The organism is Mesorhizobium sp. 113-3-9, from assembly GCF_016756515.1.
GTDB lineage: Bacteria > Pseudomonadota > Alphaproteobacteria > Rhizobiales > Rhizobiaceae > Mesorhizobium.
This window is the reverse complement of record NZ_AP023246.1, coordinates 799,413-817,223: the sequence shown is the minus strand read 5'-3', so window position 1 is coordinate 817,223 and position 17,811 is coordinate 799,413. Positions and strand designations below refer to the sequence as shown.

Here is a 17,811-nt window from a genome sequence, read left to right as displayed (position 1 = left end):
CGATCGTTTGGACCGAGGCCACAAGCTGATGTCGGCCCGCGCGCCGACGCAAGCCTACTCGGCCGCCAGCTTGCGCGCCGCCATGCCGATTTCAGCCTCGATAAGTTCAGGTTCGGCATGCTCCGGCTCATGCTTGCCGAATGAGGTGAGCCAATGGGAAAGGTCGTCGAGGTAGAGATAGATCACCGGCGTGGTGAAGAGCGTCAGCGCCTGGCTGACAAGCAGTCCGCCGAACATTGTATAACCGAGCGGCTGGCGGATCTCCGCCCCGGTGCCATTCTCCAGCATCAGCGGCAGGGCGCCCAGCATCGAGACCATGGTGGTCATCATGATCGGCCGGAAGCGCAGCAGGCAGGCCTGGCGGATCGATTCCAGGGAACTGAGGTTCTGGTCCCTTTCCGCCGCGATGGCGAAGTCCACCATCATGATGCCGTTCTTCTTGACGATGCCGATGAGCAGGATGACGCCGATCAGCCCGATCAGGTTGAACTCCATATGGAAGACGAGCAGCGTGCCCAGCGCGCCAAGCCCGGCGGAGGGCAGGGTGGAGAGAATGGTCAGCGGATGGACGTAGCTTTCATAGAGGATGCCGAGGATCAAATAGACCACCACCAGCGCGCCGAGGATGAGCACCGGCACTGAAGACAGCGACTGCTGGAAGGCCTGTGCCGTTCCCGTGTAGTTGGTCTGGATGGTCGCCGGCAGCCGCATCTCGGCGGCGGCCCTGTCGATCGCCGCGGTGGCCTGGCCGAGCGCGACATTGGGCGCCAGGTTGAAGCTGATCGTCACCGACGGGAACTGGCCTTCGTGATTTATCACCAGCGGCTGCACCGGTTTCGTCGTCCATTTGGCGATGGCCGAGAGCGGCACCTGCGACCCGCTCGATGTCGTCAGATAGATCTGGTCGAGCGCCTTGAGGTTGCCGCGCAGCGACGGCAGCACCTCCAGGATCACGTCGTAGGTCGAAAGCTGCGTGAAGTACTGGGCGATCTGGCGCTGGCCGAAGGCGTCGTTGAGCGTGTTGTCGACATCGTTCGCCGTCAAGCCGTAGCGGGCGGCCTGGTCGCGATCGACCTGAAGCGTCAGCGTCGTGCCGGAACTCATCTGGTCGGTCGAGACGTCGCGCAATTCGGGCAGGCGCTGCAAGGCCGTCAACAGTTTGGGCGCCCAGTCATCGAGCGAGTCGAGGTCGCTGCTTTCCAGCACATACTGGTATTGCGAGGCCGACAGCTTGCCGCCGACGCGCACGTCCTGCGAGGCCTGCATGAACAGGCGCGCGCCCTGGACGGCCGACAGCTTCGGCTGCAGCCGCCGGATGATCTGGTCGGCCGAAACGTCGCGCTCGTCACGCGGCTTCAGCTGGATGAACATGCGGCCGGTGTTCTGCGTGTTGCCATTGCCGCCCGTCGATGCCGCGAAATGCGCCACCGCCGAATCCCTAGAGACGATCCCGGCAAATTGCGCCATGTAGGATTGCATCTGGCCGGTGGAGACGTCCTGGCCCGCGATCACCTGGCCGAAAATCAGGCCGGTGTCCTGCTGCGGGAAGAAGCCGCTTGGAACCAGCGTGAAGAAATAGCCGGTAAGGCCCACGCAGGTCAGGAACACCAGCAGCGTGATGAAACGATGCCCGAGCGCCCGGTCGAGGCCGCGCTCATAGGCGCGCAGCATGCCGTCGAAGACGCTTTCGCTCCACCGGTAGAGCCTGCCGTGATGTTCCTCGTTGGCGGGCTTGATGAAGCGCGAAGCCAGCATCGGCGTCAGCGTCAGCGAGACACAGGCCGAGACCAGAATGGTCATGGCCAGCGTCACCGCGAACTCCTTGAACAGGCGGCCGATAATGCCGCTCATCAGGAGCAGCGGGATCAGCACCGCCACCAGCGAAATCGAGATCGACATGATGGTGAAGCCGATCTCGCTGGCACCGCGGATCGCGGCATCCATCGGTTTCTCGCCGTGCTCGATATAGCGGACGATGTTCTCCAGCATGACGATGGCGTCGTCGACGACAAAGCCGATCGAGATCGTCAACGCCATCAGCGACAGATTGTCGATGCTGTAGCCGGCGGACCACATCAGGGCGCATGCGCCAAGCAGCGCCAGCGGCACGGTGAAGGCCGGGATGGCGGTCGCCCAGACATTGCGCAGGAACAGGAAGATCACCATCACCACCATCCCGATGGTGAGCATCAGCGTGAACTGCACGTCCGCCACCGAGGCGCGGATGGTCTGGGTGCGGTCGGAAAGCACCTGCAGCTTCAGCGAGGCCGGCATCGAGGCGGTCAGCATCGGCAGCTCCGCCTTGATCTTGTCGACCGTGTCGATGATGTTGGCGCCCGGCTCCTTGAAAATGACGAGCACGACGCCGCGTGTCGTGTCGGTCCAGCCCGCCTGGGTGTAGTCCTGCGCGTCGAGCACGGCCCGGCCGACATCCTTGACCCGCACCGGCGCCCCATCGCGATAGGCGATGATGGCGTTGTTCCAGTCATCGGCCGCCGTCATCTGGTCGTTGGAGAAGATGGTGAAGGAGCGCACCTCGCCCTGGATGTTGCCCTTGGGCAGGTCCACCGTGCCGATCGACAGCGGCGTGCGCACCGCTTCCAGCGACAGGCCCCTTGCCGCCAGCTTGGCCGGATCGAGCTGGACACGGATCGAAGGCGTCTGCTGGCCGCCGACCAGCACCTGGCCGACGCCGTCGACATGGCTGATCACTTGCGCCAGCTTGGTGTAGACGTCGTCGCTCAACGTCGTCAGTGGCAAGTCGGTCGAACTTGCGCCGATCAGCATGATCGGCGAATCGGTCGGATTGACCTCCCTGTAGGTGGGTGGATTGGGGAGGTTCTTCGGCAGCTGTCCGCCGGCGGCGTTGATGGCCGACTGCACCAGCCCGGCGGCCGATGCGATATCGACGTCCAGCGCGAATTGCAGGGTGACCTGGCTCGAACCGGACAGGCTGCTCGATGTCATTTCGGCAATGCCCGGTATCTGCGCGAACTGCGTCTCGAGGGGCTGGGTCACCGACGATGCGATTGTGATCGGGTCGGCGCCCGGCAGGCTGGTAGACACCTGGATCGTCGGGAAATCGACGTTCGGCATCGCCGCGACGGGCAGGTTGATATAGGCGACCACGCCGACGAACAGCACGCCGATCATCAACAGCGACGTGGCGACGGGATAGCGGATGAAAGGCGTGGAAACACCGATCTGTGCCATCAGCTTGCACCTCCGGCAGCGCCGTTGTGCGCCTGTCCGCCGCCTGGAGCCGGCGTTGGATCGACGTTTGCACCATCGACCACCCGGTATTGGCCGGCAACCACGACACGCTGTCCGGCGGCGAGGCCGTCGGTGACGACCGTTTGCCCGCCGTCCGAAGGACCCGTCTTGACGGCTTGCCGACGGACCTTGCCGTCGTCGCCGACGGCATAGGCGAAGAGCCCGTCAGGGCCGTGCTGGACGGCTTCGTCCGGCACCACGATCGCGCCTACCATCGTGCCGATGCGTATGCGCGTGTTGACGGACAGGCCCGGCCACAGCGCATTGTCCTGGTTCGTGAACGTCGCCTTGAGCGAAATCGTGCCGGAAGCCTGGTCGACCGCGTTCTGGATCGCTTCCAGTCTGCCGCTCGCCAGCACGGTCTTCATGTCCGCGCCAAGCGTATCGATCGCAACCGGGCCGGCCGCGAAAACCTTGTTGATGGTCGAAACCTCGTCCTGCGGCTGCGTGAACGACACATAGATGGGCTGCAGCTGCACGACCGTGAAAAGCCCGGGGCTCTGGCCGGCCTGCACGATGTTGCCCGGATCGATGGTGCGGAAGCTTGTCTTGCCGGTCAGCGGCGCCGTGATCCGGGTGAAATCGAGGTTGAGCTGTGCAGCCTCGATCGCTGCCTTGTCGCCCTCGATCGTGGCGGCGGTCGTGGTGACGACAGCCTGCTGGTTATCGACATCCTGCTGGGTTTCGAACGTCTTTTTCAGGAGCGTGGACAGGCGATCGAGGACGACCTGCGCATTCTTAAGCGTCGCTTCGTCCTCCGCCTCCTTGGCCTTCGCTTGGTCGAGCATCGCCTGATAGGGACGAGGGTCGATCTCGGCGAGCAGGTCGCCCTGCTTGACCATCTGCCCCTGCTCGACCGGAACCTGGTTGACGACGCCGGCGACGCGGCTCGAGATGTTGACGTTGTTCAGCGGCGTCACCGTGCCGAGCCCATAGAGATAAAGCGGGAAATCGGTCTTCTCTGCCGTGGCCACGGTGACCGGGACCTTGGGCGAGGGTTGCGCCGTTTGGGTGGCTGCTCTTGCTACGCCGTCGGCGTGGCTGCGCCATAGGCCGTAGCCGCCGGCGAGCAGGAGGAGTGTGGTCAACAGGACGATGCTCCGGGAGCGTTTCGGCCGTTTGCGACTGGTTTGCTGTGCTGATGAAATGCTCATGGTGCCGTCCACCTGGCTGGCAAGAATATCAAGCCTTTTCAGGATGGTTGGGTGGTTAGGATCGACCGCGTCGATCACCGGGACAGTAGTCCCGATGGCCCGGCCCTGTCAGGTTACAAGTCGGTCATGTTGCGCTGCGGCATTCAAGGATGCGTGAGGCCGCCTTGAATGCTGCATCGCAATAAAGTGACTTCCATGGTTCGTCCGAGCCAGGGCTCGAGGAGCGTCTCAATCGCCCACGGCCATGCCGGCCCGGGCGACGCGGCAGGCGGTCGACATTGCCGTTCCGGGCACGACCGTGCCTGGCCTGAAATCAGATATGACGGTATGCGCCGACAGGCGCGCTCTGGCAGTGCTTTCGGTCGGGATCGAGCGGTCCGACCTGTTGCAGCAGGCTATCCCACATCAGGCATTAGCCTGGAAGGCAGCACGTCCTAAAGGGGGCAGCAGGCCTCAGCCGACGAAGGCGCGCTCGACGACGAAAGTCGCAGGATGGCTGAGCGAACCTTCCTGGAAGCCGAGGCTTTCGGCAAGTTCCTTGACGTCCTTCAGCATATGCATCGAGCCGCAGATCATGATGCGGTCGGTCTCGGGATTGAGCTTCTCGATGCCGAGGTCGGCGTAGAATTTGCCGGAGCCGATCAGCGCGGTGATGCGGCCCATGCAGGCCGACTCCTCGCGGGTCGTCGAATTGTAGAGCGTCACGCGCCCGGCGGTCAGTTCGCCGATCAGCGGATCGCTTTCCAGCGCCGCGACCAACTCCTGGCCGTAGGTGAGTTCGGCATTGTCGCGGCAGGTGTGGGTCAGGATCAGCTGATCGAATTTCTCGTAGGTGTCGGGATCGCGCAGCAGGCTGGCGAAGGGCGCGATGCCGGTGCCGGTCGAGATCATGAACAGCCGCTTGGCGGGCGTCAGCGCATCGACCACCAGCGTGCCGGTCGACTTCTGGCGCATGATGACGGTATCGCCGACCTGGATCTTCTGCAGTTCCGAGGTCAGCGGGCCGTCCGGCACCTTAATCGAGAAGAACTCCAGCTCTTCGTCCCAGGCCGGGCTTGCCACCGAATAGGCGCGGAACACCGGCTTCTCGGCATTGGGCAGGCCGATCATGACGAACTCGCCGGAACGGAAGCGCAGCGACTGCGGACGGGTGATGCGGAACGAGAACAGCCGGTCGGTGTAGTGTTTCACCGAGACGACGGTTTCGGCATAGACATTGGCCGGAATCGGAAACTGAAGCGGGCGGGCGCCGGCGGTGTTGAAGGCGGATGTGGTGTTCATCAAATCCAACTTTCTGGCCCAACCGGGGACGCGGGCGCCAAACCTTTTCCTGCGCGCCCGAACCGTTCAGGTTCCGGCGTGCTGCTCGCACACTCCAAGGCGGTAAGCTCTTGTGTCCGGAATTTATTAGTATACAAACGATATTTGCGTCAAGATACCGTCGCGAAACACCTTTCCAAACTGTGCCGTATCCGTAGTCCCAGCATTTCGGGTTTCGACAATGAAAGAGAATTTTTCGGTGCAGCCGCCGGATTCCCTGGGCAGCGTCGTGGCCGGCATCGATGTCGGCGGAACCTTCACCGACCTGCTTCTGATCGACGGCAAGCACGGCGGCAAGGTGCACATCGCCAAGACCCCGACCACGGTCGACAACCAGGCGTTCGGCGTGGTTTCGGCACTCGGCGCCACCGGATTTCCGATCGGCGGCATCGACCTCATCGTGCATGGCACCACCACCACCACCAATGCGGTGCTCGAACGCCGGCTGGCCAGGACCGGCATGATCACCACGCGCGGTTTTCGCGACGTGATCGAGCTTGGCCGGCGCACACGGCCGCAACCCTATGGCATGACCGGCACCTTCGTTCCCGTCATCCCGCGCAATCTCAGGCTCGAAGTGTCGGAGCGCGTCGAGGCTTCGGGTATGGTGCGCACGCCGCTCGACGAGGCCGGGATGCGTGAAGCGGTGAAGACGCTGATCGCGGCCGGCTGCGAATCCCTTGTCATCCATTTCCTGCACGCCTACGCCAACCCTTCGCACGAGCGGCGCGCCGCCGAGATCGCCGCCGAGCTCTGGCCGAACGGCTACATCACCACGGGCCATGCGCTGCTGTCGGAAGCACGCGAATTCGAGCGCGGCGTCACCGCCTCCGTGAACGCCTCGGTGCAGCCGATCCTCGAGCGCTATGTCGAGCGGCTGCGCAAGGAATTGGCCGCGAGGGGCTATATCAGAGACTTCCTGATCATGAACGGCAATGGCGGCATGATCTCGGCCCGCTTCGTCACACGTGAATCGGCCAAGACCGTCATGTCAGGTCCGGCCTCCGGGGTGATTGCCGCTGCCTATACGGGCAAGCGCGCCGGCTTCGAAAACCTTGTCACCTACGACATGGGCGGCACCTCGACCGACGTGGCGCTGATCCGCAACGCCGAGCCGGCGGTCTCGAACGAGATCGAGATCGAATATGCCATGCCGATCCACGTGCCGATGGTGGCGGTGCACACGGTGGGAGCCGGCGGCGGTTCGATCGCGCGCGTCGATGCCGCTGGCCTGATCCAGATCGGCCCGGAAAGTGCCGGCGCCAATCCCGGCCCGATCTGTTACGGGCGCGGGGGCCTGGAGCCGACCATCACCGACGCCAATCTCGTGCTTGGCCGGCTGGCGCCGAAGAAGCTGCTGGCCGTCGAAAACCCGGTCACCGTGGAGCGCGTCACCGGCATCTTCGAAGACAGGATCGGCAAGGCGACGGGCCTGTCCGGCGTCGAGGCGGCGGGCGCGGTGCTCAGGCTCGGCAACATGAAGATGGCCGGCGCCATCCGCATGGTCTCGGTGTCGCGCGGCCATGACCCGCGCGATTTCGCGCTGTTCGCTTTCGGCGGCGCCGGTCCGCTGCACGCCACGGCGCTGGCGCGCGAACTCGGCCTGCCCAAGGTGCTGGTGCCGGCGCGCCCCGGCATCACCAACGCGCTCGGCTGCGTCGTCGCGGACCTGCGCCACGACTTCGTCAACACCGTCAACCAGCCCGTGGCCGTGCTTGATGAAACCCAACTTTACGCTGTATTGGAACGGCACCGAAACGAAGGCGAGGAGCTGATCGGCAAGGAAGCGGTCAAGCCGGAGACGATCCGCGTCACCCACTCCGCCGACATGCAGTTCGTCGGCCAGACCCACATCATCAACGTGCCGCTGCCGTCCTCGACAGTCAGCCGCAACGAACTGCAGGCCCTATTCGACAAAGCCTATTTCGCCCGCTTCAAGGTCGAGTTGCCGGAGATCCGTGCCAACCTTGTCAACCTCAACACCTCGGTGACAGGCGTGCGGCCGGCGATCGACCTGTCGCGGCTGATCGATCCGGCCGGGCGCGCGAAAACACTGGACGAGGCACGGCGAGAGATCCGCCCGGTCTGGTATGCCGGGCGCTGGCACGACACGCCGGTCTATATCAGGGAAAAACTGCCGCTCGATGCCACCATCGAAGGACCGGCGATCCTCGAACAGATGGATGCCACGACCGTGCTTGAGCCCGGCGACCGAGCGCGCTCGGATGCCGATGGCAACATCATCATCGACATTGGCGAGGCCTGAGATGCCTGACATTGATATGGCAAAGCTCGACGCCATCACGCTTTCGGTTCTCCAGGCCGCCTTGCAGCAGGTCTGCGACGAGATGGACCTGACTTTTTCCCGCGCCGCCTTCTCGCCGGTCATCGCCGAGGCCAATGACCGCTCCGACGGCATCTATTCGGCGGTCGACGGTTCGCTGATCGCACAGGGCAGCCAGGGCCTGCCGGTGTTCGTCGGCGTCATGCAATATTCGACCAAAACGGTGATCGAGATGATCGCCGATGGCCGCTGCCTGGCGCCGGAGCCAGGCGACATCTACATCGTCAACGACCCCTATCTCGGCGGCACGCACCTGATGGATGTGCGCTTCGCCATGCCGGTCTACCGGGGCGGGAAAATCTTCTGCTGGCTGTCCAACACCGGCCATTGGCCCGATATTGGCGGCTCGGTGCCGGGCGGGTTTTCCGCCTCCGCCACCGCGGTCGAGCAGGAAGGCCTGCGGCTGCCGCCGGTCAAACTGTTCAAGAAGGGCGTGCTCGATCCCGAGATCTACGCCATCATCTGCTCCAACATCCGCGTCGCCGACCAGCGCATCGGCGATATCAGGGCGCAGGCCGCGGCGCTGCTGATCGGCCAGGACCGGCTCAATGGAATCCTAGATCGTTACGGGGACGAAACGGTTGTCGAGGCGATTGCCGAACTGCGCCGCCGCGCCGCCGAGCAGATGCGCGCCAACATAGCGGCCATTCCGGATGGCACCTATCATTCCCAAGCCTTTGTCGATTCCGACGGGGTGGTCAACGAACCGCTGACCATCGCGCTCGCCGTCGAAAAGCAGCGCGATACGCTGACCTTCGATTTCGCCGGTTCGTCAAAGCCCTGCGCCGGGCCGATGAACAGCGTGCTGGCGACGACACTGTCCTCGGTCTATCTCGCCATGCGTCACATCTTCCCGGATGTGCCGATCAGCGCCGGGGCCTTCGAACCCTTGATCGTCAAGCGGCCGGAAGGCACCTTCCTCGACGCGAGATACCCGCGCCCGGTCTCTGGCTGTGCGGCGGAAGTCTCGCAGCGGATCGCCGAGGCGGTGTTCGCGGCCATGGTGCAGGCGCTGCCGGACAAGGTGACGGCGGCGCCCGCCGGCTCCAGCGGCAATTTCGCGCTTGGCGGCAACGATCCCGTGCGTGGCCGCGATTACGTCATGTACCAGATCTCCGGCGGCGGCTATGGCGGCAATGCGAGCCATGACGGCCTGACCAATGGCTGCTCGACCATCGGCATTTCCAAATCGCCGCCGGTCGAGATCATGGAGCAGGCTTTTCCCTTGCTCTATCGCCACTATGCCTTGCGCGAAGGCTCGGGCGGCGCCGGCAGGCATCGCGGCGGTTTCGGCCTCGCCTACGAGGTCGAGATCCTTCGTGGTGACGCGCGCGCCTCCTTCGTCATGGATCACGGCCGCTTCGGCCCGCAAGGCGCGCTCGGCGGCGGGGATGGCGCGGTCAACACGGTGACCGTCTTCCGCAATGGCGAGGAACATGTGCCGCCGCATCTCTCCAAGGAGCAGGACATCCCGCTCAAGGCCGGCGACCGCGTGCGCGTCGGCACCCCGGGCGGTGGCGGTTATGGTGATCCGCGCGAGCGTGACGCCGAGCAGGTGCAGCGCGACGTGGCGCTGGGGTACTACACCTCTGAGGAAGCTGCCCAAAAATTCGGCGTGGTCCTGTCGGCGGACGGTCTGACAATTGACCGCAAGGCCACGGACAGGCAGCGCGCCGGCTAAACACCGCCATACGCCATGGCGCAGAGCGGTCACAGCGCCGTGATCGCCGCAGCACATGTCGTTTCCGTCACCGCCGGTTGCACGAAAGCCCGTAGACTTCTGCAGTCAACGGAGATCTGGAACATGCGTCTTTTCGGTCGTTTCGTGCTTGCCGCTTCCGTCGCCCTTACCCTTGCTGCTGGTGCTGCTTCCGCCCAGGACAAGAAGCTCAGGATCGGCACCGAGGGCGCCTATCCGCCCTTCAACTACGCCAGCGCCGACGGCACGCTGGGCGGCTTCGACATCGATCTCGGCAAGGCGCTGTGCGCCGAAATGAAGGTCGAGTGCGAATTCACCGTGCAGGATTTCGACGGCTCTATTCCCGCGCTGCAAGCCGGCAAGTTCGATGCCATCATCAACATCACCATCACGCCGGAACGGGCCGAGAAGGTCGAGTTCACCCACAAATACTACCAGACGCCGCCGGCCATCGCCGTGCCGAAGGATTCCACCATTGCGGGCACCTCGCCGGACGATCTGAAAGGCAAGGCGCTCGGCGTTCAGACCGCGACCATCCACCAGAAATTCGCCGAGCAGAAATATTCGGGCTCGACCGTCAAGGCCTACCCGACCGGCGACGATGCCCGCACCGACATGGCCAATGGCCGGCTTGATGCGATGATGGACGGCTCGATCATCCTGACCGAATGGCTGAAGAAACCGGACGGCGCCTGCTGCAAGCTGCTCGGCACGCTGACGGCCGATCCGGCCATTCACGGACCCGGCGTCGGCATCGCGCTGCAGAAGGGCAACAAGGAACTGGCCGACAAGTTCAATGCCGCCATCGACGCGCTGCGCGCCAACGGAAAGTACAAGGAAATCAACGACAAGTACTTTTCGTTCGACGTCTACGGGAGTTAATCCCGGCACCAATCGACCTCGGCGGCGCCACCCGGCGCTGCCGATTTTTTATGAACGATGGAGATATCCTTGGCTGAGCGGCGTTCCCCTTTCTACAGCAGCATCGTCGGGCTGGGCGCGACCATGGGCCGGGTCGGCGGTGATTTCATCTCGGCCAAATATTATTCCGGCATCGCCGACGAGCATTTGAACACCCGCAAGAATGTCGGCGTGCAAGACCTCAGCACCATGGGCAAGATGGATATCAAGGGGCCGGACGCCGAGGCGCTGGTCAACCATGTCATCGTCAACGACGCCGCGGCGATGAAACCGGGCCAGGTCCGTTACTCCACGGTCTGCCGCGAGGATGGCGGCATCATGGACGACCTCACCGTGTTCAGGCTGGGACCGGAGCATTTCATGCTGGTCACCGGCTCGGTCAACCGCCTGAAGATGCTGCCCTGGCTGCAGCACCATGCCCAGGGGCGCAAGGCCTATGTCACCGACATCACCGCCGCGATCGCCTTCCCGACCATCCAGGGTCCACGCTCGCGCGAATTGTTGAAGGCGCTGGTCTCCGATGCCGATCTGGACGGCCTGAAGCGCTGGGCGTTCACCTCGGGGCGCGTCGGCGAGACAAAGGTGCTGATCTCGCGCACCGGCGTGACCGGTGAACTCGGCTTCGAATTGTTTGTCCCGGCCGACGAGGCGGTCTCTGTCTGGGACGTGCTGATGCGGACAGGAGCCGACTTCGGCCTGCAACCCTATGGCGTGCTGGCGATGTTCACGCTTGGCCTGGAAAAGGCCTATCCGGCGCATGGCATCGACATGGATGAGAGCCGCACACCGTTCCATGTCGGCCTCGACCGCTGGATCAAGTTCGACAAGGGCGATTTCATCGGCCGCGAGGCGCTGCTCAAAATCCGCGACAAGGGCCTCGACGAACGCTGGACCGGCCTGATCCTGGACGGCGACAGACCGGCCGCGACAGATGCGCGTGTACTGGCCGAAGGCGAGGATGCCGGCATCGTCACCTACAGCGACCACGGCTATTCCCTTGGCAAGGTACTGGCGACGGCGCATCTGCGGCTACCCTTCACGGCCATCGGCACCGAACTCAGCGTCGATATCGATGGTGTGCGGACTCGCGCGGTAGTGGCGCCGATCCCGTTCTTCGACCCTGAGGGGACGAGGTTGCGGGGCTAGCCTCGGTCGCCTCGGCTGTTGCCTCGGCGATTAGGCGAAACGCCGATGCTTCGTCATCCTGGGGCGAAGCAAGGAGCGAAGCGACGCGGCGTAGACCCTAGGATCCATGCCGGGACTACCACGCGTCACTACGGTGCGGAATTCTGCTCCGTTGCACCCTCGGCACAGGTCGCGGCATGGATCCTCGGGTCTCCGCGACGCCGCTTCGCGGCTGCTCCGCCCGTGGATGACGAAGTTGGGGAAGGCTCCCAAGTGTTTTGCCGAATCATCACCCCCGTCGATCCAGCCGCGCCACCAGACGATCCCCCGCCCACTGGATGCCGCACACCAGGATGATCAGCACGATGACCACGGCGATCATCACCGACGTCTCGAAGCGCTGATAGCCGTAGCGGATGGCGAGGTCGCCGAGGCCCCCGGCGCCGATGGCGCCGGCCATGGCCGAGGCGCCGATCAGCGTCACCAGCGTCACCGTGAAGCCGGCGACGATGCCGGGGAGCGCCTCGGGCACCAGCACCTCGCGGATGATCGTCCAGCGGTTGCCGCCCATGGCGCGCGCCGCCTCGATCAGGCCGTGATCGACCTCGCGCAGCGACACTTCGGCGATGCGCGCATAATAGGGTGTGGCGGCGATCGACAGCGGCACGATGGCCGCCCAGGTGCCGATCGAAGTGCCGACGATCAGCCGCGTCAGCGGGATCAGCGCCACCAGGAGGATGATGAATGGCACCGAGCGGAAGCCGTTGATGACGGCGCCGAGCACGCGATTGACCCACAGGCTTTCGGCGATGCCGCCGCGTTCGGTGGCGATCAGCGCCAGCCCGAGCGGCAGGCCGAAGACCAGCGAGATAAGGCCGGAGGCGGCCGTCATCAGCACCGTTTCCCAGATCGATCGCAGCAGAAGCTCAAACAGGATCGGCGACATGCCCAAGCACCTCCACCCGCGCCTGGCGGGATTTCAGGAATGTGATGATTTCAGCGAGGTGGCTTGCGTCGCTGCCGGGAACAGAGAGGAACAGCGTGCCGACGGGCTGCTGCTGGATATGGTCGATGCCGCCATGGACGAGGCGGAAGGAGCCCGGAACAGAAGTGGCAAGGTCGGACAGCAATGGTCCACGCGCGACCTCGCCAGCCACATCGACACGCAGGATCGTCTCCGCGCCGGCCGCCGGCAGCAGGCGCGCCGACAACTCGGCCGGCAGTTGCGGCCGAATGGCGCCAAGGAGGCTGCGTGTGACGTTGGACCGCGGCTCGGCGAACACCGACCACACCGGCCCGTCCTCGACGATGCGCCCGGCATCGATCACCGCCACGCGGTCGGCGATGGAGCGGATCACCTCCATCTCGTGGGTGATCAACAGGATGGTCAGGCCAAGTTTCCGGTTGATATCTTTCAGCAGCGCGAGAATGGAGCGCGTCGTCTCCGGGTCGAGGGCCGAGGTCGCTTCATCCGACAACAACAGCGCCGGCCGCGCGGCCAGCGCCCGGGCAATGCCGACGCGCTGCTTCTGGCCGCCCGACAGCGATGCTGGATAGGCCTTGGCCTTGTCCGACAGGCCGACGAGCTCGAGCAGCTCCGCCGCCCGTGCCAGACGCTCGGCCTTCGGCCGGCCCTCGATCTTCAGCGGCAGCGCCACATTGTCCTCCACGGTCTTGGCCGACAGCAGGTTGAAATGCTGGAAGATCATGCCGATACGCCGCCGCAGCGGCTGCAGGTCGCGTTCGCCGAGCCGGCTGATTTCGCGGCCCTCGATGAACACCTCGCCGGAGTCCGGCCGCTCCAGCCCGTTCAGGCAGCGGATCAGCGTCGATTTGCCGGCGCCGCTGCGGCCGATAATGCCGAGGATCTCGCCCTTGCGCACCGTCAGCGAGATACCGTCGAGCGCCGCGGTGGCGCCAAAGCGGCGCTTCAAATCGACAAGGCGCACCACGTCCTGTGGCGCGTCGGGTCGGGCGTGGGTCGGATCGGCGATCTCCCCGGACGCCGTGATATGCTGGTTCATGCGGTTCCCTGTTCTCGCCATCGCAAAACGCAATTGCGGCCCGCGCTCAAGCGCGGACCGCTTTTGCTCTCGAACTGGACGTCCGGCGATCAATAGGCGCTGAGGCCGGTGCCCTTGTAGACCTTGTCGAATTCGGCCTTGACCGCGTCGTTCTGGTAGGAAGCCACCAGTGTCTTCACCCAGGCTTCGTTCTCATTGCCGACCTTGACCGCGATGAAGTTGCGGTACGGATTGTCGGATATCGGCTCCTGGGCGATGCGGTTTTCCGGCGTCAGGCCGCTTTTCAGCGCCCAGTCGGTGTTGACCACGGCGGCATCGAGATCCTCGACCGAGCGGCCGACGATGCCGGCGTCAAGCTCCTTGATCTCGACCTTCCTGGGGTTCTCCGCGATGTCGGCGGTGGTGGCCAGGATGCCGGTGCCGTCCTTCAGCTTGATCACGCCCTCGTTCTGCAGAACGCGCAGTGCCCGGCCTTCGTTGGACGGGTCGTTCGGTACGCCGATGACCGCGCCCTCGGGCAGGTCGGCGACTTTCGTATACTTCTTCGAATAGAGGCCGATCGGCCAGACGCCGGTGTAGCCGACACGCACGATATGATAGCCTTGCGTCTTGATCTGGTTGTCGAGATAGGGCTGGTGCTGGAAGGCGTTGGCGTCGATTTCGCCGCGCTCCAGCGCTTCGTTGGGCTGGGTGTAGTCGTTGAACACCACGGTCTCGACGGTCAGGCCCTTTTCGGCCGCCTGGGCGACCACGACGCGCCAGACATCCTCATCCTCGCCGCTGATGATGCCGACCTTGATCGATTTCTTGTCTTCGGCGAAGGCCGCATGCGGCGCCATCAGGCTGCCGACCGCGACGGCCGATGCGAACAGCAGAGCCAGGCCACCGCGCCGGTTGATGATTGACCAAAGGGAAGATGGCAAAGTGTTGTTGACATCGGGCATGATTGATCTCTGCGGTTGTGAAGTCATGGTGCCAAGGCGGATTACCCAAGCTTGGTCACATCCTCAGAAATTCTATCGGTTTTATCAAAGAACGTGTTTCGCTGTTCTCGGCGAAGCCGGGAATATTCTCTCAAAAATTCCAGGGAAGGGAGCACAGGACACCACCGAACCGACCGCGGCGGTACCGCGCTGCGATCCTGTGGGCATAGGTGTTGATGTGGACGACGCCCGCATCGACGGCACGCACAATCTCGAAAAGCGTCGGCGCATGTAGGGGAGCTTCACTTGCTGTAATTAACGCATTAAGTACAAGTGAAGTCGCCGAAGTCAAACCTTGCATCCTGCCTAAGGCGACGATACGGGATGACGGTGACGGGCTTTGAGAACAGCCTGCTGGCAAAGCCTGCCGCTGGTCGCAGTCAGCATTGGAGAAAACGTCACTTGCTGCCGGAAAACTCCCGTCGTTCCTTGCCGATGGCGCTTCTGCACGCCCGCGAAGCGGTGATGGCGCGGTTTCGTCCAATGCTTGCGGCGCATGACGTGACCGAACAGCAATGGCGTGTGCTGCGCGTGCTGAGCGAGGCTGGCCCGGTCGAGGCGACCGAGCTTGCCGATCGCGCCTCGGTGCTGCCGCCCAGCCTGACCCGTATCATCAAGGCGCTCGAGGGCCGAAAATTCATTACCCGCAACAAGGCTGAAGGCGATGGCCGCCGCGTGGTGCTGACCATCGCGCCTGCCGGTTCCGCCCTGATCCGCGCTCTGTCGCCCGAGCGCCGCGTCATCTACGACGACATCGAGCACCGCTTTGGTCACGAGCGTCTGCAGCAGCTGCTTGATCTGCTGGATACGCTGATCGAAGCCGAGAGCTGAGGCCGTTTAAGGAAATAGCGGAAGTCGGCGATCTGTTTCATCGAAACACGATGGAGGACGGCGGATGCGGGCCTTTCAGCCCGCATCCATTTTCCTGCTAGCGGCCCTGCTGTTGGCGCGCTTCCCGCTTCTTGCGCCAGGGCGCGTTGGCTTCCCAATCGCCGGCCATGATGCAGCCATAGGGCAACACTTCGTCGACGATCTCCGCCAGGCCGAAATACTCGATCTGGCGGCGCATCGAGGCCGCGTTCTTGTAGGCGCTCGGCAGTTCCGAAATATCCGTCACACCGGAGAAGAAACGGGCATCGATGCCCTTCGTCTCCTCCGCGAAGATATCCTCATCGCTGCGTCCCGCCTGCATGCGCCGGTGCTGGGTGCGCGAAAAGTTGCGCCCGGCGCCGTGCGGCGAGAAGCCAAGCCCATGCGCGGCGTTCTTGCCGCGCACGATCAACACCGGTTCCGCCATGTTGAGCGGGATCAGCGTCAGGTCGGTCGCGTCGTCGGCCCAGTTGTCGAAGGCCGGCGTGGCGCCCTTACCGTGGTAGAACAGCCCATCCGAACGGCGGAAGACGAAGTTGTGCTCGTTCCAGAATCGGTCCGACACCTTCGCCGACAGCTTTTCGGCCGCTAGATCGTGGACGAGCACATGGTTGCCCTTGGTCCATGCGCGGATCGTCTGCAGGGCCTCCCAATACTCATCGCCTTCCCGCGTGTCGGCGGGAATCCAGGCGTTCTGCGGCAAGGTTTCCGGCGACAGCATCTTGCGGACACCTTCGGCGATCCTCATGCCCTTGCTGTAGAGCCGCGCGCCCGGCGAGCGGGAGCCGTGATGGGTGACCAGCGCCGTCTCGCCGCTCGACTTCAGCGTGCCGACATAGGCGAAATGGTTGCCGTCACCCTGCGTGCCGAAATGCTCGATCGCCGCACTGGTCAGGTCGCGCAGCAAGGGGTTGGCCTCGAAACGCTCGAAGACCTCCTTGGCCGGCCGGATCTGCTGGCCACGCGGACGCCCGCCCGGTCCGAAATGGGTGACCCCATGAACGGCATCGAGCAAGGCGGCTGGCGCCACACCGGGAAATACCGAGATCGCCATCGAGCAGCAGATGTCGGCCGAATGCATGCCGGGGTGGATCGCCTCCGACACCGCGACGCCGCCAACGGGAATCGTGCCCGACGGACCGGCCGGGCAGGCATCCGGCATGATGGCGCCGGCGCGGATCACCGGCGTGCGCATCAACTCGGCCATCGAGCGCGTCACCGCCTCGACATTTGCAGCCTCGTCAGGCGTTTCGGCCTCGATGTTCAGATGCAGCGGCATGGCGGCAGCCGACTGCAACGGCAGCGCCGGCGGCGGCGCGAAAGCGCGCGCGGCCTCCAGCGCATCGCCCTGCGATCCGCCGCTTTCCAGCACCGCATTGGCGGCGGCCAGCGCCTTGCCGAACCACTTGCCCTGCGGCATGCCGGCGTTGATCAAATCCTGTCCACTCAAAATCTCGGTCATGTCTTTCACTTTCGGTCCATATCAAGCACTGCGTATTGCGGACGGACGACAAGGGAATACGAGACATCTTTTCCGCCACTTCGCGAAGCTGCGAAGGAGGGACACGAACCCTCACGCCTTTCGGCACCCGCTTGTCTGAAGCGAGCTGCGTCTACCTGTAGTCTCGCAGGCATTCGTCCTGTTCAATTGGCTGGCGACAAGAGTCGGCAAGACAATGACTGAGCTACATCCATCCTGGGATGGAAGGGATGGTTTGAACATCCGACCTTCCACGACTTTCGCCGTGGACGCTCTATCCCTGTAGTCCTGCCTGCATTCGCCATTCATCTTTCTTCTCTAGGTCGGCGACAAGTCGATGCGGGAAACCGATCGATCGATGATCGACGGGCGGATTCGAACCGCCAGATACCAAAATATTCCCGCAGGCATTCGCCCTGTTCAATCGGCTGGCGACAAGAGTTGGCAAGACGGTGACTGCGCCACCCCGCTCCGCAGAGCGGGAGAGTGATTTGAACACCCGACCTCCCGCCTTTCGGCGGGCGCGCTACCTGTAGTCCTGCCTGCATTCGCCATGTATTCGCGTCGCCGCGGCGACAAAAAGATGATGAAACCTCGGGAGTCCCGCTCGTGCCAGAG

General features: G+C 64.0%; 13 protein-coding genes. 6 read left to right on the top strand and 7 right to left on the bottom strand.

Going from position 1 to position 17,811, the window contains the following annotated elements; all coding sequences use genetic code 11:
* Positions 1-54 precede the first annotated feature (54 nt).
* The 3 genes from MesoLj_RS03825 to MesoLj_RS03815 form a co-directional block, all read right to left on the bottom strand.
* Complete coding sequence (locus tag MesoLj_RS03825) at positions 55-3,213, bottom strand: efflux RND transporter permease subunit (RefSeq protein WP_202325127.1); 3,159 nt, start codon at positions 3,211-3,213, stop codon at positions 55-57.
* Positions 3,213-4,361: an efflux RND transporter periplasmic adaptor subunit gene (locus MesoLj_RS03820; RefSeq protein WP_244735287.1), complete on the bottom strand. Its 1,149-nt coding sequence runs from the start codon at positions 4,359-4,361 to the stop codon at positions 3,213-3,215. The genes MesoLj_RS03825 and MesoLj_RS03820 overlap by 1 nt, the downstream gene beginning before the upstream one ends.
* A gap of 519 nt (positions 4,362-4,880) precedes the next feature.
* Complete coding sequence (locus MesoLj_RS03815; RefSeq protein WP_056573788.1) at positions 4,881-5,708, bottom strand: ferredoxin--NADP reductase; 828 nt, start codon at positions 5,706-5,708, stop codon at positions 4,881-4,883.
* Positions 5,709-5,928: 220 nt separating this feature from the next.
* Here MesoLj_RS03815 and MesoLj_RS03810 point away from each other — a divergent pair, with 220 nt between their 5' ends.
* From MesoLj_RS03810 to MesoLj_RS03795, 4 genes are all read left to right on the top strand, one after another.
* Positions 5,929-8,013, top strand: coding sequence for a hydantoinase/oxoprolinase family protein (locus MesoLj_RS03810; protein ID WP_202325125.1), 2,085 nt, complete (start codon positions 5,929-5,931; stop codon positions 8,011-8,013).
* A gap of 16 nt (positions 8,014-8,029) precedes the next feature.
* Positions 8,030-9,772 carry a hydantoinase B/oxoprolinase family protein gene (locus tag MesoLj_RS03805; RefSeq protein ID WP_202327163.1) on the top strand — a complete coding sequence of 581 codons (1,743 nt, stop codon included), beginning with the start codon at positions 8,030-8,032 and terminating at the stop codon, positions 9,770-9,772.
* 123 nt (positions 9,773-9,895) lie between these two features.
* Positions 9,896-10,672, top strand: coding sequence for an ABC transporter substrate-binding protein (locus tag MesoLj_RS03800; protein WP_202325124.1), 777 nt, complete (start codon positions 9,896-9,898; stop codon positions 10,670-10,672).
* A gap of 69 nt (positions 10,673-10,741) precedes the next feature.
* Positions 10,742-11,857: an aminomethyltransferase family protein gene (locus MesoLj_RS03795; RefSeq protein ID WP_244735286.1), complete on the top strand. Its 1,116-nt coding sequence runs from the start codon at positions 10,742-10,744 to the stop codon at positions 11,855-11,857.
* A gap of 268 nt (positions 11,858-12,125) precedes the next feature.
* On the opposite strand, the gene MesoLj_RS03790 is transcribed toward MesoLj_RS03795, so the two are convergent.
* The 3 genes from MesoLj_RS03790 to MesoLj_RS03780 all read right to left on the bottom strand — a co-directional run bounded on the left by MesoLj_RS03790 (position 12,126) and on the right by MesoLj_RS03780 (position 14,804).
* A complete protein-coding gene (locus MesoLj_RS03790) occupies positions 12,126-12,782 on the bottom strand; it encodes a methionine ABC transporter permease (RefSeq protein ID WP_202325122.1) in 657 nt (218 codons plus the stop codon).
* On the bottom strand, positions 12,763-13,860 hold the full coding sequence (locus MesoLj_RS03785; RefSeq protein ID WP_202325121.1) for a methionine ABC transporter ATP-binding protein: 1,098 nt from the start codon (positions 13,858-13,860) through the stop codon (positions 12,763-12,765). The genes MesoLj_RS03790 and MesoLj_RS03785 overlap by 20 nt, the downstream gene beginning before the upstream one ends.
* Positions 13,861-13,949: 89 nt before the next feature.
* Entirely contained in the window at positions 13,950-14,804 is an 855-nt protein-coding gene (locus MesoLj_RS03780) for a MetQ/NlpA family lipoprotein (RefSeq protein WP_202325120.1), read from the bottom strand.
* Here MesoLj_RS03780 and MesoLj_RS03775 point away from each other — a divergent pair.
* On the top strand, positions 14,803-15,078 hold the full coding sequence (locus tag MesoLj_RS03775) for a hypothetical protein (RefSeq protein WP_140770834.1): 276 nt from the start codon (positions 14,803-14,805) through the stop codon (positions 15,076-15,078). The two genes, MesoLj_RS03780 and MesoLj_RS03775, sit on opposite strands and share 2 nt — an antisense overlap.
* A gap of 200 nt (positions 15,079-15,278) precedes the next feature.
* Positions 15,279-15,674 carry a homoprotocatechuate degradation operon regulator HpaR gene (gene hpaR, locus MesoLj_RS03770; RefSeq protein WP_244735508.1) on the top strand — a complete coding sequence of 132 codons (396 nt, stop codon included), beginning with the start codon at positions 15,279-15,281 and terminating at the stop codon, positions 15,672-15,674.
* Positions 15,675-15,771: 97 nt separating this feature from the next.
* On the opposite strand, the gene MesoLj_RS03765 is transcribed toward hpaR, so the two are convergent.
* Positions 15,772-17,175: an RtcB family protein gene (locus MesoLj_RS03765; protein ID WP_202325119.1), complete on the bottom strand. Its 1,404-nt coding sequence runs from the start codon at positions 17,173-17,175 to the stop codon at positions 15,772-15,774.
* Positions 17,176-17,811: the final 636 nt, after the last annotated feature.